General features: G+C 61.9%; 27 protein-coding genes. 7 read left to right on the forward strand and 20 right to left on the reverse strand.

Annotated elements, in window-relative coordinates; genetic code table 11:
- Positions 1–12 precede the first annotated feature (12 nt).
- The 7 genes from WCX72_RS01540 to WCX72_RS01570 all read right to left on the reverse strand — a co-directional run bounded on the left by WCX72_RS01540 (position 13) and on the right by WCX72_RS01570 (position 3,660).
- A complete protein-coding gene (locus WCX72_RS01540) occupies positions 13–222 on the reverse strand; it encodes a DUF4492 domain-containing protein (RefSeq protein ID WP_345970485.1) in 210 nt (69 codons plus the stop codon).
- Positions 223–236: 14 nt separating this feature from the next.
- Positions 237–602: a NifB/NifX family molybdenum-iron cluster-binding protein gene (locus WCX72_RS01545; RefSeq protein WP_345970486.1), complete on the reverse strand. Its 366-nt coding sequence runs from the start codon at positions 600–602 to the stop codon at positions 237–239.
- On the reverse strand, positions 599–997 hold the full coding sequence (locus WCX72_RS01550) for a hypothetical protein (protein ID WP_345970487.1): 399 nt from the start codon (positions 995–997) through the stop codon (positions 599–601). Before WCX72_RS01550 ends, WCX72_RS01545 begins: the two co-directional genes overlap by 4 nt.
- Positions 994–1,467 carry a rhodanese-like domain-containing protein gene (locus WCX72_RS01555; RefSeq protein ID WP_345970488.1) on the reverse strand — a complete coding sequence of 158 codons (474 nt, stop codon included), beginning with the start codon at positions 1,465–1,467 and terminating at the stop codon, positions 994–996. Before WCX72_RS01555 ends, WCX72_RS01550 begins: the two co-directional genes overlap by 4 nt.
- Positions 1,468–1,495: 28 nt before the next feature.
- Positions 1,496–1,891 carry a rhodanese-like domain-containing protein gene (locus tag WCX72_RS01560; RefSeq protein WP_345970489.1) on the reverse strand — a complete coding sequence of 132 codons (396 nt, stop codon included), beginning with the start codon at positions 1,889–1,891 and terminating at the stop codon, positions 1,496–1,498.
- A 129-nt stretch (positions 1,892–2,020) separates the two neighbouring features.
- A complete protein-coding gene (locus WCX72_RS01565) occupies positions 2,021–2,833 on the reverse strand; it encodes a M90 family metallopeptidase (RefSeq protein WP_345970490.1) in 813 nt (270 codons plus the stop codon).
- A gap of 116 nt (positions 2,834–2,949) precedes the next feature.
- A complete protein-coding gene (locus WCX72_RS01570) occupies positions 2,950–3,660 on the reverse strand; it encodes a DUF434 domain-containing protein (protein WP_345970491.1) in 711 nt (236 codons plus the stop codon).
- 44 nt (positions 3,661–3,704) lie between these two features.
- Here WCX72_RS01570 and WCX72_RS01575 point away from each other — a divergent pair, with 44 nt between their 5' ends.
- On the forward strand, positions 3,705–4,655 hold the full coding sequence (locus WCX72_RS01575; protein ID WP_345970492.1) for an MBL fold metallo-hydrolase: 951 nt from the start codon (positions 3,705–3,707) through the stop codon (positions 4,653–4,655).
- On the opposite strand, the gene WCX72_RS01580 is transcribed toward WCX72_RS01575, so the two are convergent.
- From WCX72_RS01580 to WCX72_RS01595, 4 genes are read right to left on the reverse strand one after another with little or no spacing between them, the layout of a single operon-like run.
- Positions 4,656–5,249, reverse strand: coding sequence for a flavin reductase family protein (locus WCX72_RS01580; RefSeq protein ID WP_345970493.1), 594 nt, complete (start codon positions 5,247–5,249; stop codon positions 4,656–4,658).
- On the reverse strand, positions 5,233–7,275 hold the full coding sequence (locus tag WCX72_RS01585) for a DUF3488 and transglutaminase-like domain-containing protein (protein ID WP_345970494.1): 2,043 nt from the start codon (positions 7,273–7,275) through the stop codon (positions 5,233–5,235). The genes WCX72_RS01580 and WCX72_RS01585 overlap by 17 nt, the downstream gene beginning before the upstream one ends.
- Positions 7,244–8,086 carry a DUF58 domain-containing protein gene (locus WCX72_RS01590; RefSeq protein WP_345970495.1) on the reverse strand — a complete coding sequence of 281 codons (843 nt, stop codon included), beginning with the start codon at positions 8,084–8,086 and terminating at the stop codon, positions 7,244–7,246. The genes WCX72_RS01585 and WCX72_RS01590 overlap by 32 nt, the downstream gene beginning before the upstream one ends.
- The gene (locus WCX72_RS01595; protein ID WP_345970496.1) at positions 8,079–8,999 is read right to left on the reverse strand and encodes an AAA family ATPase; all 921 of its coding nucleotides are present in this window, start codon (positions 8,997–8,999) and stop codon (positions 8,079–8,081) included. The genes WCX72_RS01590 and WCX72_RS01595 overlap by 8 nt, the downstream gene beginning before the upstream one ends.
- Positions 9,000–9,130: 131 nt before the next feature.
- On the opposite strand from WCX72_RS01595, the gene WCX72_RS01600 reads away from it, so the two are divergent.
- Both WCX72_RS01600 and WCX72_RS01605 read left to right on the forward strand, forming a co-directional pair.
- A complete protein-coding gene (locus tag WCX72_RS01600) occupies positions 9,131–9,643 on the forward strand; it encodes a YeeE/YedE thiosulfate transporter family protein (RefSeq protein ID WP_345970497.1) in 513 nt (170 codons plus the stop codon).
- Entirely contained in the window at positions 9,636–10,238 is a 603-nt protein-coding gene (locus tag WCX72_RS01605; RefSeq protein WP_345970498.1) for a YeeE/YedE thiosulfate transporter family protein, read from the forward strand. The genes WCX72_RS01600 and WCX72_RS01605 overlap by 8 nt, the downstream gene beginning before the upstream one ends.
- A gap of 10 nt (positions 10,239–10,248) precedes the next feature.
- Here WCX72_RS01605 and WCX72_RS01610 read toward each other — a convergent pair whose 3' ends face one another.
- The 5 genes from WCX72_RS01610 to WCX72_RS01630 form a co-directional block, all read right to left on the reverse strand.
- Positions 10,249–11,418, reverse strand: a complete 1,170-nt coding sequence (locus tag WCX72_RS01610; RefSeq protein WP_345970499.1) for a HAMP domain-containing sensor histidine kinase — start codon at positions 11,416–11,418, stop codon at positions 10,249–10,251.
- Complete coding sequence (locus WCX72_RS01615) at positions 11,411–12,064, reverse strand: response regulator transcription factor (protein ID WP_345970500.1); 654 nt, start codon at positions 12,062–12,064, stop codon at positions 11,411–11,413. The genes WCX72_RS01610 and WCX72_RS01615 overlap by 8 nt, the downstream gene beginning before the upstream one ends.
- A 65-nt stretch (positions 12,065–12,129) precedes the next feature.
- Positions 12,130–12,336 carry a hypothetical protein gene (locus tag WCX72_RS01620; protein ID WP_231020009.1) on the reverse strand — a complete coding sequence of 69 codons (207 nt, stop codon included), beginning with the start codon at positions 12,334–12,336 and terminating at the stop codon, positions 12,130–12,132.
- Between the two features lie 42 nt (positions 12,337–12,378).
- Complete coding sequence (locus WCX72_RS01625; protein ID WP_231020011.1) at positions 12,379–12,720, reverse strand: hypothetical protein; 342 nt, start codon at positions 12,718–12,720, stop codon at positions 12,379–12,381.
- Between the two features lie 70 nt (positions 12,721–12,790).
- Positions 12,791–14,830, reverse strand: coding sequence for a copper-translocating P-type ATPase (locus WCX72_RS01630; RefSeq protein ID WP_345970502.1), 2,040 nt, complete (start codon positions 14,828–14,830; stop codon positions 12,791–12,793).
- A gap of 168 nt (positions 14,831–14,998) precedes the next feature.
- On the opposite strand from WCX72_RS01630, the gene WCX72_RS01635 reads away from it, so the two are divergent.
- Positions 14,999–16,120, forward strand: coding sequence for a porin (locus WCX72_RS01635; RefSeq protein WP_345970503.1), 1,122 nt, complete (start codon positions 14,999–15,001; stop codon positions 16,118–16,120).
- 6 nt (positions 16,121–16,126) lie between these two features.
- Positions 16,127–16,390 (forward strand): hypothetical protein, encoded by a 264-nt coding sequence (locus WCX72_RS01640; protein ID WP_345970504.1) that lies wholly within the window; start codon positions 16,127–16,129, stop codon positions 16,388–16,390.
- Positions 16,391–16,448: 58 nt separating this feature from the next.
- On the opposite strand, the gene WCX72_RS01645 is transcribed toward WCX72_RS01640, so the two are convergent.
- The 4 genes from WCX72_RS01645 to WCX72_RS01660 are packed head-to-tail and all read right to left on the reverse strand — an operon-like array spanning position 16,449 to position 22,113.
- Positions 16,449–16,760 carry a hypothetical protein gene (locus tag WCX72_RS01645; protein ID WP_345970505.1) on the reverse strand — a complete coding sequence of 104 codons (312 nt, stop codon included), beginning with the start codon at positions 16,758–16,760 and terminating at the stop codon, positions 16,449–16,451.
- Complete coding sequence (locus WCX72_RS01650) at positions 16,757–19,909, reverse strand: CusA/CzcA family heavy metal efflux RND transporter (RefSeq protein WP_345970506.1); 3,153 nt, start codon at positions 19,907–19,909, stop codon at positions 16,757–16,759. Before WCX72_RS01650 ends, WCX72_RS01645 begins: the two co-directional genes overlap by 4 nt.
- Before the next feature lie 3 nt (positions 19,910–19,912).
- The gene (locus WCX72_RS01655) at positions 19,913–20,917 is read right to left on the reverse strand and encodes an efflux RND transporter periplasmic adaptor subunit (protein ID WP_345970507.1); all 1,005 of its coding nucleotides are present in this window, start codon (positions 20,915–20,917) and stop codon (positions 19,913–19,915) included.
- Entirely contained in the window at positions 20,914–22,113 is a 1,200-nt protein-coding gene (locus WCX72_RS01660; RefSeq protein WP_345970509.1) for a TolC family protein, read from the reverse strand. The genes WCX72_RS01655 and WCX72_RS01660 overlap by 4 nt, the downstream gene beginning before the upstream one ends.
- Before the next feature lie 161 nt (positions 22,114–22,274).
- Here WCX72_RS01660 and WCX72_RS01665 point away from each other — a divergent pair, with 161 nt between their 5' ends.
- Both WCX72_RS01665 and WCX72_RS01670 read left to right on the forward strand, forming a co-directional pair.
- Positions 22,275–23,408 carry an SO_0444 family Cu/Zn efflux transporter gene (locus tag WCX72_RS01665; RefSeq protein WP_345970511.1) on the forward strand — a complete coding sequence of 378 codons (1,134 nt, stop codon included), beginning with the start codon at positions 22,275–22,277 and terminating at the stop codon, positions 23,406–23,408.
- Between the two features lie 62 nt (positions 23,409–23,470).
- A complete protein-coding gene (locus tag WCX72_RS01670; RefSeq protein WP_345970512.1) occupies positions 23,471–24,727 on the forward strand; it encodes an arsenic transporter in 1,257 nt (418 codons plus the stop codon).
- The last annotated feature ends 50 nt before the right edge of the window (positions 24,728–24,777 follow it).

Here is a 24,777-nt window from a genome sequence, read left to right on the forward strand (position 1 = left end):
ACTACAGGGGAGTTACGGTGTGCCCGAAAGCTGCCGGCTCACATACTCCTGCCGCGCTTCGTCGCTGTCAAAACGGCTCTGCAGGGTATCGCTGAAGAAGAGCAGCTTGATCACACCAAAAAGTATGAGAAGCTTGACGGCCACGACGGTCCAGAGCGTACGGCCCAGCCGCATGGCACTGAAACCGTCCCGGTAAAAACGGTAAATGGCTGAAAGCTTCATGATCCTATCCTCGCTCAGTGGGTGGAACAGGTCCCTTTGCCGCCGAGGGCGCCGAGGGCGTTTTGGATGACCCGCTCGACGGAGTCGCGCACCGTCGGCGATTCGCGGTCCACATAGACGGTGAGCCCCGCCTGTTCAAACCCTTTGGCCGGGGAACCGCCGATACCCGAAACGACCAGGGCGTCCGGGTGCAGGGCCATGATATTGGCGACGGCGTTGCCGCAGCCCCCGGCATCATGGCCGGGGTTGACGATACCTTCGACATCCATTATACGATTATTTTCGACGGTCACGAGGGTATAGAACTTCGCCTTGCCGAAATGCGCCCCGCGGCGGGAGAGGAATCCCATGTCTTCATCGGTCGGAAATACGATTTTCATGCTGCTTTCTCCTGCAAATAGTTTTTGACGGCTTCACCGGCGGTTTCGCCGTGTTTCTCGCGGATCTTCTTGACGGTGATGCCGGCACGGTCGACCGCCTCTTTCATATGCGTGCCGATCATGCGTACGAGCATCATCTCGACACCGGCGAGGTTGGAGAGGCTCTTGCCGTGTCCCTTGATATGCTCCTCGTCTTCGGCGTGGTGATGCCCGTGATGGCCGTCGTGCTCTTCATGGTCATGGTGATCGTGACGGTCGTCATGGGCATGCCCGCTTTGCGGCGCCTCGACGATCCGCTCGAAGACGGTGTCGTCGAAGAGGGCGTAGTAGGGGGCCTGCCCCGTGCGTTTGACGATTTTGAGGTTTTCACCCTCTACGGGGATGGCGATTTTCATTTTGATTCCTTTATCGGTGCGTTTTTTGTCGTATCGGAAGTTGCGAGCGCGACGATGCCCCCTTTGAGCACCTGCACGTTCCTGATCCCGATCATTTTCAGCCCCATGGCCGCCATCGTTGCCCGCGTACCGGAGTAGCAGACAAGGATGATCGGGCGGTCCGTGGGGAGGGCGTCGAGGTTCGTTTTTTCGAACAGGTGCTCGACGGGGACGTGTCTGGAACCTGCAGTGCCCAGACCGACGACGGAGGCTTCCCCTTCGGTCCGGATGTCAAGCAGCAGCATCGGTTTGGCTTCGCGCAGCATCTTCATGACGTCGTCGGCCTTGACGAAGAGCGTCGAGTTGGCGCACGCCTTGTGGGTCATGTGGGAGAAGAAGCCGTCAAACTCGGCGGCTTTCGCGGCGTCGTAGGCGAACGCGGACGCGGTCAGTGCGCTCAGTGCGATCAGGGAGATCACTGTTTTTCTCATGCGGTTTTTCCTTTGTATCGTGCCGGTCTCAGCGGCCGCTGTGGGCGTAGTGCGCTTCGATCAGCGCCGTGACGCTGGTGTCGAGGACATAGACATTGGCATAGCCCATCATCTCGAGGTAGGCCATGACGCGGTTGCCGAACCACCCTTTGACGCAGGCGGTGATAATCGGGGTCGTTTTATCTTCGGGCAGCAGGTCCAGGGAGGCGGCAAAGGCCGGGTAGGGTGTGTAATAGGCATTTTTGATCCCCGCTTCCTGGGCATTTTCGCCCTCCACCTTCGCCGGCGGCCGGACGTCAAAGAGCACGGCACCGGCGTCCATCAGCAGTTCCCGCGCCTTGTGCAGGTCGATATGGCCGAGGTTCTCTTTGGCGACGTCGTTGGCGATAATGGACGCCAGACGCTCATTGAAATTCTCATTCATTTTTACTCCTTATGAAAATAATCTGTCAGCATTATAATACTTGACGATTAAACTAAAATAAAAATATAGTTTTATCGTCAGACGAGAATCGTTTACGGTTGCAGTGAAAAGAGCTGATGTATGTCAGTATCAGCCGTAGTAGGCGGAAAAGAGGGTGTGGAGTTCGGGGTAGTGCTGCTCGAAAGCGTCGGGCTGCATAAAGTAGCGCTCGGAGGCGACGGCAAAAAACTCGGCCATGTCCGTGGCGGCATAAGTACCGAGGAGCTGCTGCTTTTCGTTCAGGTGCCCGTGCTCCGTGGCGGCCGCGAGGTGTTTGAACTCCCGCGCCATGACGTGCTCCCATTTGGGGGCGCTCTCTTTGGGCAGCAGCGGAACGCCGTCGGTCAGCCCGTCCTCGAAGTCGAGGAGATGGGCGAATTCGTGAATGACGACGTTGTACTCGGAGGGGTGGTAGGCCTCGGCCTCGACATCGGGCCAGGCAAGGACGACGGTATCGTGGGAGGATTGCCCGTCAAGCACCGCACGCTGTTCCGAAACGATCCCGCCGTGTTCATGGTACTCATCGACAAGGAAACCGTCCGCGTAAATGATGATGCCCCCCAGCGTCGGGTAGTCGTAGGATTCGGGCCGGTACCGCACGATCATACAGGCGTAAAAGGCGATGACGACTTTCATCTCCTCCGTGACGTCAAGCCCGACCCCGCTGAAGGGTTTCGTATAGACAAAACGCAGGACGGCACGTTCGATACGCCGGCGCTCCTTTTCGCTGAGCTGCGGATAGTGAACGGTCTGTTCCAGGATGCAGCGCCACTCCTGGGGAAAAGGCATGGTGCGCAGCGTCTCTAGGAGCCTGTTGCGGCGGCGTGCGCGAACATAGACAATAGAGGCCCAGAGCAGGAACAGCAAAAAGAAGATGGATAAAAGCGCGAGAGGATACGTCATGGTATGCGCCCATTCGTTGGAGCAAACGGCCAACACTCCAGGGAGGCCGTCTGATAGTGCAATCTTAACACAGCTTGCTTAGGAGGTTCTGAGGGGCCTCGGGCCTCTGCGGACGGCTAAGCATCGGGGGAAGAGCGCAGGTCGATGAGGCGGGCATCTGCGATCTGTTTTTGAATGATCCAGCCGGCGAGGTCGAACCATGGAACCCCGCTGGCGAGGATCTCCGAATCGGCGGTGACGGCGACGCCGCCGCACCGTTTCACTTTGGCGTCGACCTCGTCGGCCGTCACTGCCTCCATCGGGACCGAGAGCCTGTGCGCGGTGCCGTTGACGAGCGCGGCGACCCTCCCGCTGTTGGAAACGGGGCGGTCGAAGAGCCAGAGCACCTTGGCGACCCCGGCCTCTTTGAGCGCGGTGGCGGCGACGGTGATGGCCTCCTCTGTTTCGGCCCGAAGGGCATAGGAGCCGTGGATATTGGCGATGTCGCGGTAGCAGCCGTCCGTCCCGACGAGGATGATGCCGCCGCCCAGCGCCGTTTCGAGGGTGATGAGCAGGTTGAAGCCGTCGATGCAGAGCGTTTCGCCCCGCAGTTCCTCGAAGGCCAGGGGGGTGCGGCGCGGCGCGCCGTCGCCGGCGGTATGCACGATGGCGAGCCGTTCGCGCTCGACGAGCTGAAAATGGTTGCCGACCAGCGTCACGGCGGCCTTGGTGCTGTAGCCGCGCTGCAGCAGCCACGAGAGGTCGCCGACGGCCTTCCGCAGCAGGGCAAGCCGCTTCGGATCGAAAAAGAGGGTGTCTTCGGGGGCCAATCCACGGTGTTTGCGCATATAGGGGTACCTCTAGAAACTCTATATTGTACTATACTATGCGTATGAAACTGACCTTCCTTGGAACGAGCGCGGGGAAACCGACGAAGGAGCGCAACGTTACGGCGGTGGCGCTGCAGATGGAGCAGGACAATCAGTGGTACCTCTTCGACTGCGGGGAGGGGACCCAGCACCAGCTGCTGCGCACGCACCCCTCCGTCGGAAAACTGGCCGCGATTTTCATTACCCATATGCACGGCGACCACATCTTCGGGCTGCCGGGGCTGCTGGCATCCAAACGGATGGACCGGGCCTTTCGGCCGCTGCGGATCTACGGTCCCAAGGGGATCGCCGCGTTCATTCACTGCTTCACGGAGACCGATGCCGACTACCTCGGGTACGATCTGCAGATCATCGAGTACACGCCGGGGGAGCAGTTTATCTTTGAGCGCTTCCGCATCACGGTTTTGCCGCTGGTGCACTCCATCGAGAGCCACGCCTTTCTGATCAAAGAGAACGACACCGCCAACCGGCTCGACGAGGCGAAGCTGCGCAGTGAAGGCCTGGAACCCTCCCCGCTCTACGGGGCGCTGAAAAGGGGGCTGACCGTCACCCATGAGGGGCGGGTCTACGAACCGCAGACGTATATGCTGGAGCCGTTCCGGGGACGCTCACTCGTTATCGCCGGGGACAATGCGGAGCCTACCGTGCTGGGCGCGGCGCTGGAGGGGCTCGACCTGCTCGTGCACGAATGCACCTACACGCAGGCGATCTACGACAGCCTCGTCGAGAAGCAACTGCACACGACGGCCCGCGATCTTGGGCGCGCCGCGGGCGCTGCCGGCGTCGGCGCGCTCATCGCGACGCACATCAGCCCCCGTTTCGGCAGGGGCGGCGCTCATTCCCTTACGGAAATAGAGCAGGAAATCCGCTCAGCCTACGACGGCCCCCTCTTCATTGCCGAGGATTTCGACGTGTTCCGGCTCGGGCGGGACAGGAGGATCGAACGGGAGTGATCAGGGGATCGGCGGCGGGGTGCGCTCCTCGCCGATATGGGCGTAGCTTTTGCCGATGCGGGCGATGGGGTCGAAGGTGATCGTCATGCGCGCTTTGTCCGTGATGCAGGCGTCATCAACGAACTGTTCTTTGATCTTGACGATAAGCGGGATCGTTTTGCTCTCCCCCAGGTCGACTTCGCTGTAGAAGTCGCAGAAAAAGGCGACGGGGGCGCCCTCGATCATCGGCGGATATCCCGGTACGGGGCGCGTATGGGGGATGTCGAACTGCTCCGTTTCGCTGACGTGGGCCTCGAGCTCTTTGGAGGAGAAGTGCAGGTGCTCGAGCTGCGCTTCCGAAGCGATGCAGACAGTGCACTTCCGCGTTTCGCGCAGGTTGCGCAGGGTGTCTTTGGGCGTACCGTCGCTTTTGTGCCCGACGGAGAAGAGCATCGTCGGCGGGTTGGAGGAGAGGCCGGTAAAGTAGCTGAACGGCGCGACGTTCACGACGCCGCTGCTCTCGGTGACGACCCAGGCGATGGGGCGGGGGATGATGGTCTGCGACATCAGTTTGTAGATATCGCCGGCGTTGACAGCGTCATAGTTTACGAGCATCGGAGTCTCCTTTGGCGGGGGATTCGCGCAGAAAGGCGCGGATGGCCTTTTTGAATTGTACAGCATCTTCATGGGCCGTGCCGTACTGCAGCCGGTGGTAGAGGCGGTCGACCTCGGCCAGGGCGCTGCCGGGGTAGCGGTCGAGGTAGCGTGCGAAAAGGCGGTGCAGCGTCTCCCCCTCTTCGCGCGTGAAGCCGCGGCGCTGCAGCCTTGAGAGCAGCGGACGCAGCAGGCAGAGCAGCCTGTCGCGGCAGCGGGGGCGGCGCAGCCAGAGAAAGAGCGCCGCGCTGGCCAGCACGATCAGGGCGAAGGCGGCGGCCAGTTTGGCGGCCAGGGCGGGATGCTGCTTGACGTTTTCGAGCAGGCGCATCTGCCTGAAGTGGCTGTACTGCAGCACCCAGGTCTCCACCTGGTACTTGATATAGAGCAGGTAGAGGTTCAGCCGGGTCAGGCGCTCGCCGTTGTCTTCGAGCGTGCCGGTCTGACGCAGCAGTTCGGCGCTCTCGCTGTCGATGAACGCGGCAGCCGCCGTCGTTTCGACGCGCTGCCAGTGGTCGCTCAGGTAGACCTCCGCCCAGGCATGGGCATCGCGCTCCTTGACGGCAAGGTAGTTTTTGACGCTGTTCTTGCGGTCGGCTTTGTAGCCCGTGACGACGCGGGCCGGCAGCCCCGCCAGCCTTGAGAGGGTCACGAAGCTGCCCGCGAAATGGACACAGTACCCCTTGCGCTTGTCGAAGAGGAAACTGTCGGCGGTATGGTTGAGGTCCAGGGGCTCCGGGCGCAGGCTGTAGGTGAGATTTTGGTCGCGGAAAAAGCGAAACAGGGCGTCGAGGCGCTGTTTCGGGTCGGGGTTGGCTGCCGCGATCGTGTCGGCGGCTTTGGCGCTGCGGGGGTTGGCGCTGCGGTTGACGTCGCGGGCGTAGGCTAAAACGGTGCGTTCCGTGCGGTCGCCGTAGCGGTAGACGAGGGCCGATCCCGCATCGTAGTGCTGCGGTTCGTTAACGGGTTTTTCCAGCGTCGTTTCAAAGTCGGCGTTGATCGTTGCCCCTTCGGGGGCCTCGATCGGCAGGTCGAGGAGGTAGAGCCACTTCTTGTGGGTCGGGTAGAGCGACACCTTGTAGGCGGTCACATCATCGGCGGAACGGTACATCCCCACCTGGGCATTCTGTTTCGGCGCGAAGGCCCTTCTGACATAGGAGGGAAGCGGCTCCCAGTGGTCTTTTTTATCCCGGTAGAGGACGCTGCCGCGGAAATAGAGCTGCCCATCGGGAGGCATCGCGTTCTGGAATCCCACCTCCATGACGATGCGCTCGGAGGGCACGAGCAGGGCGGCGCCGTCCATGCGCATCGTGCCGTCGTGGCCGGTCCGGGTGATCTCGTCGCCCCGGAATCCGTACGAGGCGTGCTCGAAGGAGATGCGGGGAAAGAAGAAAAAGAGCAGCACGACCCAGGGCAGGGAGAGGGCAAAGAGCATCCCCGTGACCCGGAGGCTTGAGAGCGCGTCGGCGCGGGTACGGTAGGCGAGGATAAGCCACAGCAGGACGAAGACCTCGAACACGACGTAGACGAGCATCGCGATGGAGTCGAAAAAGAAGAGCGACAGGGCCAGAACCAGCACCGGAGAGACGAGCAGGTAGAAGTTGACCGTCCGGGTCAGCCGCTGCAGGCTGACGGCGAGCAGCAGGAGGTAGAGGATCAGCTCGACGAAGAGCTTCAGCCGCGAGAGCCCCGCGAAGTTGAAGGCGCCGTAGATGGAGAAGAAGATGGCGAAGAGGCCGGCCAGCGCGACGAACAGCAGGGTCGCCACGCTGCCCCGCTTGCGGGCCAGCAGCAGCACAAGCACAAGGAGCAGGAAAAGGAGCATCGGCAGCTTGACCAGCAGCAGCACCGGGGTCACCACCGCCAGGTAGGCGAGGTCGAGCAAAAAGAGCTCGCGGGTCTCGCGCCAGGCGTTCAGCCGCTTGACAATGCGGCTCTTTCCCCTTGCCGCGGGATCAGTAAAGCGCAAGATAGCCGAGAATCGCATCGATCCCCTCCTTTTTGCTGTCAAGCACCTTGCGGGGCATGAGGATGGTAAAGGGGAGGCGCGCGGCTTCGCACTCGAGGGCCCAGAGTGTCAGCTGCGAGAGGCGGGCCTCATCGTCCCTGCCGCTGCGGGCGAAGTCGAACTGCAGGCTCTCCGTCCGCCGTTCCCGGTCGAAGCTCTTCACGGCGAGTTCGCCCCTGGCGACGGAGGGCCAGTGGATGCGCGAGGGGCTCTCCGCCCCGCTGTAGCTGCGCAGTCCCTCGAAATCCGTTTCGTCCCCGAAGGGGGAGCGTTGCCGCAGCAGGAAACTGCGCAGGGGTTCGCCTCTGGGTTCGGGGTAGACGACGCGCTCGCAGCTCTTGGCGATCTCGAGGACGAAACGGACCGTTGAGAGGGGGAAGAGGCTCTGAAGGGTGCAGGGCCCCGCCTCAAAGCGCCCCCGACGCTCGGGGCTGAGCGGCAGCGCGGCATTGAGCGTCGTGTGCGGAGCGACTTCGGGCAGGGTATTGACGGCTTCCCCGCCGTGCAGTTCGACGGCCCAGGCCCCCAGCGCGGAGGTGTTGCGTATTTTGAAATGACACTGCGCCGTTCGGCGGGCGAAGAGACGGTCGCAGCCGTTTGGTTCCGCCTCGAGGCAGCCGAGGTTGCGCAGCCCGAGCGGCCCGGCGGCAAAGGCACTGGCAAAGACGAAAAAGAGGGTGATGTAGACGAGGTTGAAGTTGTGCATATAGGCCTCGAGAAAGAGGCCGAAGAGCAAAACGACGACCAGGAGGCTGAAGCGCGTCGCCCGCTGGCGGACGCGTCTACGCATCCGCAGGAACGTGCGAAAAGAGCTCATGACGGATGCGGTTCAGAGTTGTGACGCCCTCTTTGAAAGCGAGGCGGTGGAGGCAGACTTCGCCGAGGACGGCCTGGACGTCGTCGGGGACGGCGTAGTCGCGCCCGTGCAGGTGGGCCCAGGCCCGCGTCATCGCCGCCAGCGCAAGCGCGCCCCTTGTCGAGAGGCCGTAGACGAAGCGGCCGCTGTCCCGGGTGTAGGCGATGAGCGACTGGAGGTAGTCAATCAGCGCCGGGCTGAGGTGGACCGTCCGCACGGCTTCCATCGCCGTTGTGATCGCCGCGGCGTCCATGAGCGGCACTGCCGCGGCGGCACGGCTGCCTCCGCCCAGCAAGACGGCGCGCTCCGCCTCTTTGTCCGGATAGCCGATCCCGAACGAGCAGAGGAAACGGTCGAGCTGGGAGTGGGGCAGGGCAAAGGTGCCGACCTCTTCGTGGGGGTTCTGGGTCGCGATGACGAAGAAGGGCTCTTTGAGATCGTGGCTTTTGCCGTCGATGGTGACGTGGTGCTCCTCCATCGCCTCCAGCAGCGCCGACTGGGTTTTGGGCATGGAGCGGTTGATCTCGTCGGCGAGGAGGAACTGGGTGAAGATGGGCCCCTTTTTCAGGACGAATTTGCCGCTCTCCTGGTCGAAGTAGCTCACTCCGAGGATGTCCGAGGGGAGCAGGTCCCCCGTAAACTGGACGCGGCCGAAATCGAGCCCCATGACGTTCGCGAAGGTCTTGGCGAGGGTCGTCTTCCCGACGCCGGGAATGTCTTCGAGCAGGACATGGCCTCCGGCGAAGAAGGCGGCGAGCGTCAGGGAGATGGCGTGGCGTTTGCCGAGCAAGTGGGCTTCGACGGCGTCGACAAGGGGGCGGAATTCGGGGGCGATTGTCTCATTCATGGCTTTATCATAGCATACCGTTTTGCACGATGATCAAAATATTTGAACGAAATTAAAAATTATCTTGATTTATGTTTTTCATTGATAAATATTATAATTATAAAAACAAATAGGATTGATAAAGGATGATTATGATTAGACGAATTCCCTGGTGGGCCGGCGGTCTGCTGATGGCGCTGCTGCTGATGTTTACTTTCTCCATCTTCGGGGCGGACCGGCCCATCGGGGCGTCGACCTACGTCCCCTACTTCGCGGGGCTGCTCTTCAACCTCGACCCCGAGCAGTACGGCTACCTCAAAGAGATCGACGGGGCCGGCGCCTGGGAGGGCGTGATGCTGCTGGGCGCGCTTTTCGGCGGCTTTGTCACCTCGGTCTTTATCACCAAGAGTTTCCGATTCAGCGTCATTCCGACCGCATGGAAAAAGTACAAGAACGGCTCCGTCGTCTCCCGCCTGGCATGGAGCTTCGCGAGCGGCTTTTTCATGATTATCGGCGCGCGTCTTGCCGGAGGGTGCACGAGCGGCCACTTTCTCAGCGGCATGAGCCAGACGGCGATCAGCGCGATGATCTTCGGCGGCGTCGTGATGGCGACCCTGCTCATTACGGGACGTCTTTTCTATAAAAAGGAGGCGCAGGATGTTTGAGCGCATAATGGGGATGTTCGAAACGGTCGCGAACGAAGGGCACGGTTCCGTCGCCCTCGTCTTTGTGATCGGGATCCTCTTCGGGGGGATCATCCAGTACAGCCGCGTCGACAAGTTCGAGAAGATCGCCGGGTTCGCGATGCTGCGCGACACGGTCGTCCCGAAGATGCTCTTCCTGGCTGTCGGGGTTGCTGGCATCGGGCTCTACTTTATGATCGAAGCGGGGTGGGCGCATTACCATATCAAGCCGATTCTGCTCGGCGGGCTCGTGATCGGCGGCGTGCTCTTCGGCGTCTCCATGGCGATCTTCGGCAAATGCCCGGGGACGGGGCCCGTTTCCATCGCCGAGGGGCGGATCGACGTCCTCGTCGGGGCCATCGGCGGGCTGTTCGGCGGGCTCGTTTTTACCCTCTTCTATGCGCCGGTCTTCAAAACGATCATGGGGCCGGACCTCGGAAAAAGCGTCCTGACGGGGGGTGCCGGCGATTACGGCAGTGTGACAATCCTCGTTTTCGGGATCGCGCTGGTCGCCGTGAGCATGCTCATCCCGCTGCGGCAGGAGTTCGACGAAGCGGACCTGAACCGGCTGGGCTGAGCCGCGCGCTTTATTGTTTTGCCTCTCCCTGCGGAAAGCAGAGGCGGAACCGCGTCCCCTTCCCCTCCTCGGAATCGAGCGCAAGCGCGACCCCGTAGGCGTCGCAGATCCGTTTGACGATGGAGAGCCCCACTCCGAAGCCTCCGCCTATATCCGTGGCACGGGTGAACTGCTCGAAGATCCTGCGCTGCTGCTCCGGCGCTATCCCCATCCCCTCATCCACGACAATGATGCAATTATCATCCATTTCCAGCTGCACGGTTGCGCCCGCCGGGGAGTACTTGACGGCATTGCCGATAAGGTTGCCCAGCAACAGCTGCGCCTCCGCCTCGGGGATGGCAATGTACAGGGTGTGCGTCTTGAGCAGAAGGCGCTGCTGTTTGCTCTCCATCAGCGGCCGGTAGTAGTCCGCGCTCTTTTGAGCTACCTTCGCCAGGTCGATAGCGTGGGGCGTTTCCGTTTTGCGCGCGAAATTGAGGTAGGTCAGGGAACGGTAGATGTCATAGAGCTGCCGGGTACTCGCCGTGATGTTGCGCAGGGTCTTCTCGCTGCAGCGGCCCGCTTGCAGGAGATGCTCGGCCGCCATGGAAAGGGCGGTGATGGGGGTGTTGAGCTCATGGGTGACGTCGCTGACAAAGCGTTCGGTCTGTACGACGCGCTGATGCAGGGGGCGCATAAAGAGTTTGGACAGGGTCCAGGCGACGGTGGCGGCGAGCAGCGCGATGGCGGCCATCATCGCCAGGACGACCTCGCGCAGCTCCGCGAGCACCCCGAAGAGCGCATCGGAGCTGACGACGACGTAGCGGATACTCAGGTGCTCCTTGGGGGCGTCAGAGACGAGGACCATGCGTCCGCCGTACTCTCGGTAGTCGGGCCCGTCGGGAACGAGGGCGGGGGGGAGCTCCCCCGAGACAAGCCGCCCGTCCGTCCCGATCAGGGCGATGCGGACATCCCCGCCGTGCAGCTCGGGGATCTGCAGAGGGGTGCCGTGCATATGGGCCATGATGATCGCCGTGCCGATGCGATCGGCAATATGCTCCAGCCGGTAGTGCTCGTTGTTCTCGAAGGCGTGCTTCTGGGCCGTGTAGTACCAAAAGCCCGCCAGAAGGATGAAGAGAAAAGAGGAGACGATGTAGAGCCCCAGGAAAGAGTAGAAGGAGCGTTTTTCGAGTTCATTCATAGCGGTAGCCTATGCCGCGGACGGTGGTGATGCGTTCGCCGCCGATCAGCTCGCGCAGTCGGCGGATATGCGAGCGCAGGGTCGCGTCGCTGGGGAGCTGGTCGTAGGCCCAGAGGTTTTGCACCAGCTCTTCCGAAGAGAGGGTACGTCCGGGGTGGGCGAGGAAATACTCCAGCATCGCCGCCTCTTTCGGGGCGAGGGATTGCCGTCCCTGCGCCGTTTCGATGCGCTTGGCGTCCGGATCGTAGAAGCAGTCGTCTCCGAGCCTTACTTTCTGACGCTGTTCAATGTTGAAGAGCCGCTTGCTGTTCTCGATGCGCAGCCGCAGCTCTTCGAGGGCGAAGGGTTTGCGGATGTAGTCGTGGGCGCCGGCCTCGAATCCGGCCTTGAGCCGGGCGGTGTCTTCGTAGGCGGTGACGAGGATGGCGGGGGTGGTGACGCACATTTCGCGCAGGCTCTGCAGCAGGGCGATGCCGTTCTGGCCGGGGACGTTGATGTCGAAAATGAAGAGGTCGTAGTGCTTTGCGTCGATCAGGGCCGTTGCTTCGTCGGCCGTATAGGCCCGGTCCGTCTCGTAATGATCCGCCAGGTAGTCGCCGACGATGTCGGAGAGAACGGGGTCGTCCTCGAGCAGGAGTATGCGCATGGCCCGCCTTCATTGGGAATGACCCAGTTTAATCTGTTTGCGGTTAGAAGCGGCTTTCTGGCGCTTCAGCCGTTTTCGGTCAACTCCGCCTTGAGCTTTTCGTAGGTACCGATATCGATCTCCCCGCGGGCCAGGCGTTCATCAAGCAGTTCAAGGGCCCTGGAACGCCGGCGGCCGTTGTCACGTCCGGCGGCGAGATAGAACACGGCGGCGATGATCAGCAGGGGAAGCAGCCACCACAGCCACATCCAGCCCATGCCGTAGGTATGCATCTTGTCTCCTTTTGTGGCGAGGCGTTATCCAAGGCAGTCGCCTCAGTTACCCCCGGTACACTTTTTCTGACCGCCCATGCCCTGGCCGCCCATATTTTTGCCGCCCATGCCCTGCGGCATCATGGGACCGCCTTTGCGCATCTTCATGTTACACATATTGAGCTCCTGCGTCGTCGTGGCGCTGTTGACGCAGCTCTTGACGTTGTCGAGGTGCTGCATCATCATCATACGGTCATGATTCATATCACCGTTCATCATCATTTTGCCCTGCTGCATGTTGCCTTGCTGCATGCCCATACCGTTGCACTTGCCCATTTGGGCGGCCGCCGTTGTCGTCAGTCCGAGTGCGAGCAGCACTGCCGCAGCGAGCGTGATCGTTTTCATCCTTCATCCTTTGAATGGTATTGAAGAACAGTGTAGTGGGATAGTGTGCAGAGAGTGTGCATGCCGGGCCTCAGTGCGCCGCCCGTTTGAGCAGCTGCGCATTCAGGGCGACGATGACGGTGCTGATGGACATCAAAACGGCGCCGAACGCCGGGCCGATGACGATGTTCCAGGGGGCGAGGACCCCGGCGGCGAGGGGGATGGCGACGAGGTTGTAGCCGCTTGCCCACCAGAGGTTCTCTTTCATCTTGCCGTAGGTGCGGCGCGAAAGCCGCACGGCGTCCACGACGCTGCGCAGGTCGCTTCGGGTCAGGATGATGTCGGCGCTGTCGATGGCGATGTCCGTCCCCGCGCCGACGGCGATGCCGATGTCTGCCCCAAGCAGGGAGGGGGCGTCGTTGACGCCGTCGCCGACCATCGCCACGCGCCTGCCTTCGGCCCGGCGCGCTTTGACAAAGGCGAGTTTTTCGTCAGGCAGCAGCCCCGCGCGATAACGGTCGATGCCCGTCATATCGGCGACGGAGGCGGCGACTGCCTCGTTGTCGCCGGTCAGCATCCAGGTCTTGATGCCGAAGGATTTCAGCGTCGCAACGGCATCCGCGGAGCTGTCGCGGATCCTGTCATCAAGGAGGATGACGCCGAGAGGACGGCGGTCGACGATGACCCAGACCGTCGTCGATGCGCTGTCGCTGTACGCCTGCAAGGGCGGCGGGATGGCGAGCCTTTCGCGTGCAATGAGCTGGGGGCCGCCGACCATGACGGCATGCCCGTTGACCTCCGCCGAAGCCCCGATGCCGGGAATGGCTTTGAAGGCGTTGGCCCGGAGCGGGCGGACCCCGACGCTGTCGGCATAGGTGGTGACGGCGCGGGCGATGCTGTGCTCGGAATCGCGTTCCAGTGCGGCGGCATAGGCGAGCATCGCCGTTTCATCTTCCAGGGCCACCGTTTTGCTGACGGCCAGGCGCCCTTCGGTGACGGTCCCCGTTTTGTCGAAGCAGATGATGTCGATGCCGCGGAGGGCTTCGAAGGCCTGCCGGTTGCGGATAAGAATGCCCGATTTCGCCGCGAGCGACGTCGAGATGGCGACGACCAGCGGTACGGCGAGGCCCAGGGCGTGGGGACAGGCGATAATGAGAACGGTCACGCCGCGCAGCACGGCGTCGGCGGGGGAGAGAAGCAGCGACCAGACGGCGAAGGTGGCACTCCCGGCGGCGAGCGCGGCATAAAAGAGCCACCCTGCCGCGCGGTTGGCCAGGTCCTGGGTGTGCGAGCGGCTCTGCTGGGCCTCTTTGACGAGGGCGATCACCTGAGACAGGTAGCTTTCGCTGCCGGCCTTGTCGATGCGGACGCGCAGGGCGCCGTCGAGGTTGAGGGCGCCCATGAAGAGCGTTGATCCAGCGGTTTTGAAGATGGGTTTGGACTCCCCGGTAAGCAGGGCCTCGTTGACGCTGCTCTCTCCCGCTTCGACCGTGCCGTCCGCGGCGATGTTCTCCCCGGGCCGTATGAGGATGAGGTCGCCCGGCTGCAGGGCCGTGACGTCGACGCTTTCCGAGGTACCGTCCCGGTTCAGCCGCGTTGCCGTCTTCGGCATCAGTCGTACGAGGTCTTCAAGGGCGTTGGAGGCGCCGAGGATGCTTTTGGCCTCGATGTAGTGGCCGATCAGCATGACGTCGATCAGGGTGGCCAGCTCCCAGAAAAAGGCTTTACCGCCGGGGAAAAAGAGGGTGGAGACGGAGTAGCCGTAGGCGACGGTGATCGCCATCGAAATCAGGGTCATCATCCCCGGCTGCCGCGCTTTGAGCTCATCCAGCGTCATCGTCAGGAAGGGTTTGCCGCCGTAGAGGTAGATGAAAGTGGCCAGCAGGGCGGTGACCTCTCCGCGGTAGGGAAAATCGAAGAGGATGCCGGCCCAGCTTTGGAGCATCGGCGAGAAGAGGAGAATGGGGACGGTGACGATCAGCGATACGATGAAACGCCGCCGCATCTCCTCCATGTGGTGCATATGTCCCATGCCGCCGTGCCCGTGCCCCGCATGCGCATGGCCCGCAGCATGTTCGGAGTGGTCATGCATTTCCCCGTGTTCATGGTGCATCGTGTGGTCGTGTTCCATGGGGACTCCTTCGTTATGCTAGCTTTCCGTCATCATAAAACGATTCTGTGCACACAGTGTGCACACTATGCCGATAGGGTTTTCGTAGACACCTTTCGGGTGCCCATCCAAATCACAGGCAGCTCCGATACCCACCGCGGGTGTCGGCGCCCGGTCAAAGGAGCAGTCATGAGACGTTTGAAGCTGCAGGGAACACTGCTGCTTTCCCTGGCGACGGTGCTGACGGCGCAGGATGATATCGCGCAGTTGCGCGAAGAGATCGTTTCGCTGAAAACTTCGGTTGCCGAATTGCAGCGTAGCCAGGAGACGAATGCCGACGCCGCCTTCACCCTTTCAGGGTATGCGGCGGCGGGGTATGCCTACGCCGAACACACCAACGGCGGGTTCGACCTGGTGCAGTTCTCGCCGATTTTCCAGTACGCCTACACGGACCTTGTCCTCTTCACCGGCGAACTTGAAACGAAAATGAATGACGATCTGGAGACGAGCGTGGAGCTGGAGTATGCCTCGGCGAGCATCTTCCTCAACGACTACATGGTGCTGGTCGCCGGTAAGTTCCTCTCCCCGCTGGGGCAGTTCCGGCAGAACCTGCATCCTTCGTGGATCAACAAGCTGCCGACGGAGCCGATCGGTTTCGGGGAAGACGGCGCCGCCCCTATCTCCTTTACCGGCCTTGGCCTGCGAGGCGGCATCCCGCTGGGGGCGCTGCAGAGCAATTACACCCTCTTCGTCGCCAACGCTCCCGTGCTGGAACTTGCCGATGACAATAATACGAGCATCGGCGCGATCGCCGCGGAGGGCCCCACCAGTTCCGATACGGCGGGCTACACCGTCGGTCTGCGCTATGCAATCGACCCGCTGCCCAACTGCGAGATCGGCGTCTCCGGCGCCTACGGCAAGGCGGCGCTCGAAGGGGAATCGAAACGCGATTACAGCGTGTTCGATGCGGACCTCTCATGGCACTACGACGGCGCGGACCTGAAAGCGGAATACAGCCAGCAGAAGGTCGGGAAACTGGGCAGCAGCATCGCTCCCGCCGCCTTCACCTGGAAGGCGTGGTACGCGCAGCTGGCCTATCAGTTCGGAGCGCTGCCCGTGGAACCCGTCGTGCGTTACGGGGCGTTCCGACCGGCCGATTCCGATCTCGATCGCGACCAGGTATCAGTGGGGCTCAACTATCTGTTCGCCCCGAGCGTTATCGCCAAGGTAGCGTTTGAGTTCAACAATGCGGACAAGGCGCCGGAGTATGACGATAACCGACTCCTGGCCCAGTTCGCCTTCGGTTTTTAGGAGGGGATGATGAACCGGTTTACACGATTAATCTGTATCCAGGCGATGGCGGCGGGTGCCCTTTACGCGGCGCCCGGCAGTGGGGGTGACCCCGTCAACGGGGCGAAGGTGTGGGCTGACACCTGTGTACGGTGTCATAACATGAGGCCCCCTTCGAACCTTTCCGAACGCGCATGGCGCATCTCCATGCAGCACATGCGGGTCCGTGCCAACCTGACGGGCAAAGAGGCGCGTGATACGCTGGCGTTTATTCTGGAATCGAAAGAGTGACCGCAGGGCCTTGGGTGGGCGAGCCCACCCAAGGCCCGTTTCTTCCACCTCTCCTTTTTTATTTCGACGCGTTGTATTCGAGCGTCAGTTTGCCGGTTTCGGGGTCTCTGACACAGTCGTAGACCGCTTCAACCGTCTGCGCATTCATGACGCATCCCATGCGCGGATCGTCCGTTGACATCTGGGTCAGGACCGCGCGCTGCTTCTTGGCAAGCTCCGAACTGCCGCTGACCATATTGGCCCCGCATTTGCCGGCACCGCATTTCATGGCGCCGGCGGTAGGGGTATCGGAGGCTTTTTTCTGATCGCTGCAGCCCGCGAGGGCGACAAACGCTGCAAGCAGCGCGGTGGTAAAGAGAATCTGTTTCATCTGTTTGCCTTTGGTGTGATGTGGGCATTGTCGCCCGGTTGTTTGTTCAAGTGGCGCCGCTCGTACATCTCGTAGAGAATCGGGATGATGAGGAGGCTGAGCAGCGCCGAGGTGACGATCCCGCCGAGCATCGGGGCGGCGATGCGCTGCATCACCTCGCTGCCGACCCCGTGGGTGTACATGATGGGGGCGAGGCCGGCGAGGATGGAGAAGACCGTCATCAGCTTGGGGCGGACCCTTTTGACGGCCCCCTCATTGATCGCCGCTTTCAGCGCTTCGGCATCGAAACGTTCGCCCAGCGCCGCACGGGAGGCCTCCACGCTGTCGGTGAGGTAGACGATCATGACGATCGCCGTCTCCGCCGCGATCCCCAGCAGGGCGAGAAAACCGACGATAACGGCGATGCTCATGCTGAAGTGGAGCATCCAGACGTAGACGATCCCGCCCAGCAGGGCGAAGGGCAGCGTCAGGAAGACGATCAGGGTCGCGACGAAGCGCCGCAGCGAGAGGTAGATGAGCAGCAAAATCACCGCTAGCACCGCGGGGATGATCCAGCGCATCTTTTCCATGGCCGAAGCGAGGTATTCCGCCTGGCCGGCCCACTCCATGTGGTAGCCCGGCGGCAGCGGGAAGTTTGAGAGCGCCTTCAGCGCCGCTTCCTTGTAGGCGACGGCGCCGACGCCCGGGCGCGGCGTGATGTAAATATAGGTGACCGGCGTCGCCATCTCACTCTTGATCACCGAGGCGCTTTCGCGGTAGCGGACGTCGGCGAAGGTGGAGAGCGGGACGAAGCCCAGCGGCGTCTTGACGGGAAGGGCACGGATATCGTCAAGGTTCCGCCGTTCATCCTCTTCGAGGCGCAGGGCGACGGGGTAGCGTTCGATCCCTTTGTAGAGCGTCGTCACCTGCATGCCGCCGATGGCCGCGCGGGTATATTCAAGCAGGGCCGCCTTGGAGAGTCCGTAGCGCTGCAGCGCCGTTTCGTCTATGGCGATGTCGATATAGTAGCCCGCGGCGGAGCGGTCGGCGAAGACCGATTGGGATTCGGGGAGCGGCATCAGTTTCTGCTCGATGGCGTGTGCCAGCCGCTGCAGCGTCGCGGCGTCGCTGCCGTAGAGCTTGATGCCCACGGGGGTGCGGATGCCGCTTAAAAGCATATCGATCCGGCCGCGGATGGGGTAGGTCCAGGAGTTGACAAGCCCGGGCACCTGGAGGGCGGCCTCCATGTCGTTGCGCAGTTGTTCAAAGGTCACCCCTTCGCGCCACTGGGAAGGATCTTTGAAGGTGATGATCGTCTCCAGCATCCCCAGAGGGGCGGGGTCGGTGGCGGTGTCGGCACGCCCTCCTTTGCCAAAGACCGTCTCCACCTCCGGGAAGCTTTTGAGGATCTTGTCCGTCTTCTGCGTTAACGCCTTGCTCTGGTCGATACTGATCCCAAACGGCGTGACCGGCATGTACATGAACGTTTGTTCATTGAGCATCGGCATGAACTCCCACTCGAGCTTTTCGTACAGCGGCGCGATGGCGACGAGGAGGGCGAGTGAGGCGGCGAGGACGAGGTAGCGCAGTTTCAGTCCCCATCTCAGCAGAGGCTGGTAGAGCCAGAGGAAGAAGCGGTTGATCGGGTTGGCCGTCTCTTCGCGGATGGGACCGCGGATAAAGGAGACCATCAGCACCGGCACCAGTGTGACGGCGAGAACGGCGCCTGCGGACATGGCGAAGGTCTTGGTGAATGCCAGCGGGGTAAAGAGCAGCCCCTCCTCGCCCGAGAGGGCGAAAATAGGCAGGAAGGAGACGACGACGAGGGCGAGGGCGAAGAAGATGGGCCGGCCCACCTGCTGCGCCGCCGCCACGACCGTCTCCGCATGCTCGAATGGCGTCAGCTCCCGGCCTAGCTCCCCGTGCTTTTTGCGCAGCCGCTTGTGGGCGTTCTCGATCATGACGATGCTCGCGTCCACGACGGTTCCCAGCGCGATGGCGATCCCCCCGAGGCTCATGATGTTGCTGCCGATCCCGGCAAGCTTCATCAGCGCGAAGGTCGCCCCGATGACGAGCGGCAGCACGAGCAGCACGATGAGCGAGGAGCGCAGGTGCATCAGGAAAAGGCCGATAATGAGCACGACGATAATGCTCTCCTCGACGAGGGTGTCCGTCAGGGTAGCGATCGCCTTGTCGATCAGCCCGGAGCGGTCGTAAGTGGTAATGACGTCGACCCCGTCGATATGCAGGGCGGCCATTTTTGCCTTGATCCGCTGGATGACGCTGTAGACGTCCTCGCCGTAGCGCACCATGACAATTCCGCCGACGACCTCGCCTTCGCCGTTAAGGTCCGCCACCCCCCGGCGGGCGGCGGGCACGACTTCCACCCTTCCCAGCTGCGCGAGGGTGACTGGGATGCCGTCTTTGACGGTGACGACGAGGTTACGGATGGAGTCCAGGTCCTTGAGGTAGCCCTCCGCCTGCACCATCCACTCGAAGCCGTTCTGGATGACGATGCGCCCGCCGGTATCGTTGTTGTTCTGCCGCAACACCCGGGCGACGTCGCCGACGGAGAGGCCGTAGCGGATAAGCGCGTCGTTGTTGACGGTGAGCTGGAAGGTCGGCACGAAGCCGCCCACGGTGGCCACGTCGCTGACGCCGTCGACGCCCATCAGGGCGTATTTGAAGTAGTAGTCCTGCAGGGTGCGCAGTTCGGCGAGGCTTTTCGTTTTCGACGTCAGCGCGTATTCATAGACCCATCCCACTCCCGAGGCGTCCGGCCCCAGGGCGACCTCCATCCCCTCGGGCAGTTTGCTCTGGATGGCGGCAAGCTGCTCCAGGACCCGTGAGCGGGCCCAGTAGAGGTCCGTTCCCTCTTTGAAAATGATGTAGATGAGCGCGTTTTCATAGGTAGAGAAGCCGCGCACGGTGCGGATATCGGCGATGGAGAGGAACTGCGACACCAGCGGGTAGGTTCCCTGATCCTCGACGATCTCCGGGCTCTGTCCCTTCCAGGTGACCTGTACGATCACCTGGGGCGGGGAGAGGTCCGGCAGGGCGTCAAGCGGCGTCGTGATCATCGCCCGGTAGGCACCGAAAACGAGAAAAAGCGTCGCCATGATGACGAGAAAGCGGTTTTTGACGCTGAAGGCGATAAGGCGTTCGATCATCCCCTACTCCAGTCCACTGATCTGGGCGTCGGCGTCGAGCATGAAGAGGGCGTCGCCGGCGACTTCATCCCCGGCGTTCAACCCGGAGACGACCTCGAAGCGCTCCTTGTCGAGGGGTTTGACGTCGATTTTGACAGGGTCGAACACCCCTTTGAAATCCCCGGCGCGGAAGACATACCATGCGCCGTTCTTGCGCAGGACGGCTGTGCGCGGGAGGGTAAGCAGCGGGTGTGAGGGTGCCGCTGCACTGACCGTGGCGTACATGCCCGGCAGCAGCTCTCCGCGGGGGTTGTCGACGGCGAGGCGCAGGGTGACCGTGGCCGCCTTGGGATCGATGTCGGGGTAGAGCGTGAGTTTTTTGGCGGGGTAGGCCCGCTCCACGCCGCTAGCCCTGACCGTGAAGTTATTTAGGGAGGCGAGCCGCGGCAGCTCCTGCTGGTAGAGCGCGGCCTCGACCCAGACGCGCTCGAGGTTGACGACGGTAAAGAGCTTCATGCCTGCTTTGAAAGCGGAGCCCTCCACAACATTTTTTTCGAAGAGCCATCCCCTTGCCGGGGCGTGGATCGTGGTGAGGGCGTCGGCTTTCATCCCGGTGCGCACCGCGTCGATCTCGGCGCGGCTGACGCCCAGCAGCGTCAGTTTTTTGCGGAGGCTGCGCAGCATCTCAGGGCTGGGGCGCGTCGCGTTGAAACGCAGGGCGGTGAGGTAATCCTCCTTCGCCTGCAGCACTTCGGGCGAGTAGACCTCGGCCAGCGCCTCGCCCTTCTTGACCCGGCGGTAGCGCGTATCGGCGTAGAGTTTCTCGACATAGCCGCCGAAGCGCGGCGACACGTCGTACATGCGCGCGTCTTCGGCGCGGACATAGCCGTAGTTGGTCTGCGTCCGGGCGGCGCTGGTCAGCGCCACTTTGACCGTTTTGACGGCGAAGAGCTGTTCGACGCTCGGCCGCTCATCGGCACAAAGCAGCAGGGGCAGCAGGGCTGCGAGCACTAAGATGTGTTGTCTCATTTGATCTCTCCCGTCAATGCTTTGAGGCGCGCGCCGGCGCGGAGGTAGTCCGCTTTCGCGGCGATGCGCTGTTCGTCGAAGCGGAGCTTGCGTTCGAGCAGGTCGAAATAGTTGAAAAGGTCGCTGCCACTGCGCAGTTTTGCGTCGCTCAGATCGACCATGTGCTCTACCTGGGGCAGGCTCTCCTCGGTGATGATGCGGTAGGTGCGGTACGCCTCGCTCAGCGCCGCGTACGCCGCTTCGATTTCGCTGCGCAGCTGCAGGCGGTAGTCGGCGGCCGCTTCCGCCGTTGCCAGCTCGGTCTTCCGGGCCGCTTCGGTGTCGTCGCGTTCCGCGCCGTAAAGCGGTAGCGCCGCCCCGACGGTGAAGCTCAGGTAGTCGGGGTGGGCCTCGCGGTAGTAGTAGCCGACCATCACGAAGGGGTCGGCGTTGGCCGAGAGCGCCTTGACTTTCGTCTCCGCCGCCGCGGCCTTTTGGTCGGCCTCTTTGACACGGTAGATCCGGTTGTTTTCCAGCCGCTGCAGGTAGCTCTCCAACGGCGGCGGGGGCGTGACCATGTCGTCGGCCTCGACGGCGTCGAAGGGGGCCTGCACAAGGTAGGCCAGCCGCGCTTTTTGCGCCGTGAGCATCGCGGTCAGTTTTTCCCGGCGCACGGCGATGTCGGAGCGAAGCAGCTCGGCGGACATGATCCCCATATGGCGGTCACGCTGGGTAGAGGCGTAGGCCGTGTTGAGGGCGATGTTCTGGTCCGTCAGTGCCAGGTAGTTCTGCAGGACCTCCAGCCGCGCGTTCAGTTCGGTAACCGTGTAAGCGCGGAGCCGGATCCGTTTGGCCAGCTCCGCCTGCGCCGCTTCGAGGGAGGCGAAGAGGACGGCTTTTTGCGCCCGAACTTTTTCGCCCGCGGCCCCGCGTTTCCCGAACCAGGGGAACTTCTGCCGGACGCTGACGGAGGTGAACTGCATCGGTTCGATGGTCCGGTCCATTGGGTCGTCAAACTGGACGTCGTTGATGCCGACGAGCAGCTCGGGGTTGGCGAAGAGGGCGCTTTTGTCCTCCATGGCGTCAAAAGCGCCGAGGCGCTGTTCGATCATCTTCAGCGAGTGGTGCTGTTCAAGCGAGCGGTCGATCAGGGTATCGATCCCTTCGGCCCAGAGTGCGGCGGCCATGAACAGCAGGGCTAAGAGCGGACGGAACATTCTTCTCCTTTTGACGGAATAGGGAATGATACTGCGGCTGTGTGTAAGAAGTGTGCAAGTCAACCTTAGAGCCCGGACGTGAAAACAGCTATGATTGGCGGATACAAGCGGGATATAAATCGTTTCGTCGGACAATACCGTTTTCGCATGGAGGAATAGCAATGGAGTCTCTACTTCTGTTTTGGGGTGCACTGGTCGATCTGAGCAATGCGATGGCCCCCTATATCGTCTTCGGCCTTCTCTTCGCGGGGCTCCTGCACGAGCTCGTGCCCGATGCGCTGGTCACAAAGCACCTGGGGAGCGATAATGTAACCTCCGTCGTCAAGTCGACCCTCTTCGGTATCCCGCTGCCGGTCTGCTCCTGCGGGGTGATCCCGCTGGCGACGTCGATCAAGAAGAGCGGGGCGAGCCACGGCGCGACGCTCAGCTTTCTCATCTCGACACCGATCACGGGGATAGACTCCATTCTCGCGACCTACGGGATGTTCGGCTGGGCCTTTACCCTCTACCGCGTCTTCACCTCCATGCTGATGGCGATGCTCGCCGGGATCCTGACGAACTTTTTGGGCGCGGAGCCGGAACCCGCGCCGAAAGCTCCGGCCTTTTCGATGGCCGCCCCGCCGAAGCAGAGTGCACCCGTCGGCTTCAGTATGGCGGCCCCTGCCAAAGAGGAGGCGAGCTGCTGCAGCTCCGGCTGCGAAACGGAGACGAAAAAGCGCTTTTCGATGAGCGGTGCGCTGCGCTACGCCTTCGTGACCCTGCTCGGTGACATTGCCAAGCCGCTCTTCTGGGGACTCGTCGTCGGGGCGCTCATCACCGTGGCGATCCCCGAGGACCTCGGCACGCTCCTGGCCGAGAACAGCTGGCTCTCCTATCTCATCGTCATCGCCATTGCCGTGCCGATGTACGTCTGCGCGACGGCCTCGCTGCCGATCGCCGCGGGGCTGATGCTCTCGGGGGTGAGCGCCGGCGCGGCCTTCGTCTTTCTGAGCGCCGGGCCCGCGACCAACACCGTGACCATCGGCGTCGTGAAACAGATGTTGGGAACAAGGGCGCTGGCCATCTATCTGGGTACCATCACTGTCGGAAGCGTCGTTTTCGGACTGTTGCTCGACTGGCTTTTTATCCGCGCCGAGATCGATCCGAAGGCGCTGGTGCACCTGCAGGAGGAGGCGGGCGTCATCGCCGTCGCCTCATCGCTGCTGCTCTGGGGCTTTGTGTTCTACTTCCTTGCCAAACCGTGGTTCCGAAAGAAGGAGGCGTCATGCTGTTCGGGGGAGAGCTGCTGCAGCTGAGTCTTGATTAAATCAAGAAAGATTGATATAGTTTCGCCTGATTCAAACCCAAGGATGTTTCCATGCTGACGGCGGCCCTGCTTTTTCTTCTTACCCTCCTTTTCGTCATCTGGCAGCCCAAAGGGCTCCAGATCGGTACGACGGCCGTCATCGGTGCCGTCATTGCCGTCGTCCTCGGCGTCGTCAGCGTCGATGACGTCTGGACGGTGACGGGAATCGTCTGGGACGCGACCCTTGCCTTTATCGGGATCATCCTTCTCTCCCTCGTCCTCGACGAGATCGGCTTCTTCGAGTGGGCCGCGCTGAAGATGGCCAAGCTTTCCGGGGGCAGCGGGAACAAGATGTTCGTTTACATCCTGCTGCTGGGTGCCCTGGTGGCGGCCTTTTTTGCCAACGACGGGGCGGCGCTGATCCTCACACCGATCCTGCTGGCGAAGATGAAGCACCTGCGGATGAACCCCGTCGCCGTATTCGCTTTTTTGATGGCGGGGGGCTTTATCGGCGACAGCGCCTCCAACCCGCTGGTGATCTCCAACCTCACCAACATCGTCACGGCGGGCTATTTCGACCTCGGCTTCTGGGAGTATGCGAAGGCGATGTTCCTGCCGAACCTTCTCAGCATCATCGCTTCGATCATTGTGCTCTGGCTCTATTTCCGCAAAGATATCCCGCTGAAAGTCGACGTATCCGAACTTCCCGAGCCCGCATCGGTCATCAAGAACATGACGATGTTCCGGCTCAGCTGGGGCTTTCTCGCCCTGCTGATGGCAGGCTACTTTATCGGCGACCGCTACGACCTTCCGGTCTCCCTCTTCGCCCTGGGCGGGGCGGTCGTTTTCCTCTTCGTTGCCAACTATTACAAGGCGGTCAAACCTATTATGACCGTCAAAGCGGCGCCGTGGCAGGTCGTCTGGTTCTCCATCGGCCTCTACGTCGTCGTCTACGGCCTGAAAAACGCGGGGCTGACGGACTACCTGGCCGATGCCGTCACGGCGATGGCGGCGCAGGGGCAGGCAGTGGCCGTCATCGGCACGGGCTTCCTCTCCGCCGGTCTCAGCGCCGTCATGAATAATATGCCGACTATTATGATCATGGACATTGCCATTGCCGATGCGGGACGGGACGCTCTGGCCTACGCGAACATCCTCGGGGCCAACCTGGGGCCGAAGATGACGCCGATCGGTTCGTTGGCGACCCTGCTCTGGCTGCATGTACTTGCCAATAAAGGTGTGAAAATCGGATGGGGGGAGTATATGAAAGTCGGCCTCGTCATTACGCCGCCTGTTTTGCTGGCGGCGCTGGTAGGGTTGCTTTTCTAAAGGGTTTTTTGTTCCCTTTCTTCTTTGCTCGCACAAAGAAGAAACCGAAC

The organism is Thiomicrolovo immobilis, from assembly GCF_039645955.1.
GTDB classification, from domain to species: domain Bacteria; phylum Campylobacterota; class Campylobacteria; order Campylobacterales; family Sulfurimonadaceae; genus Thiomicrolovo; species Thiomicrolovo diazotrophicus.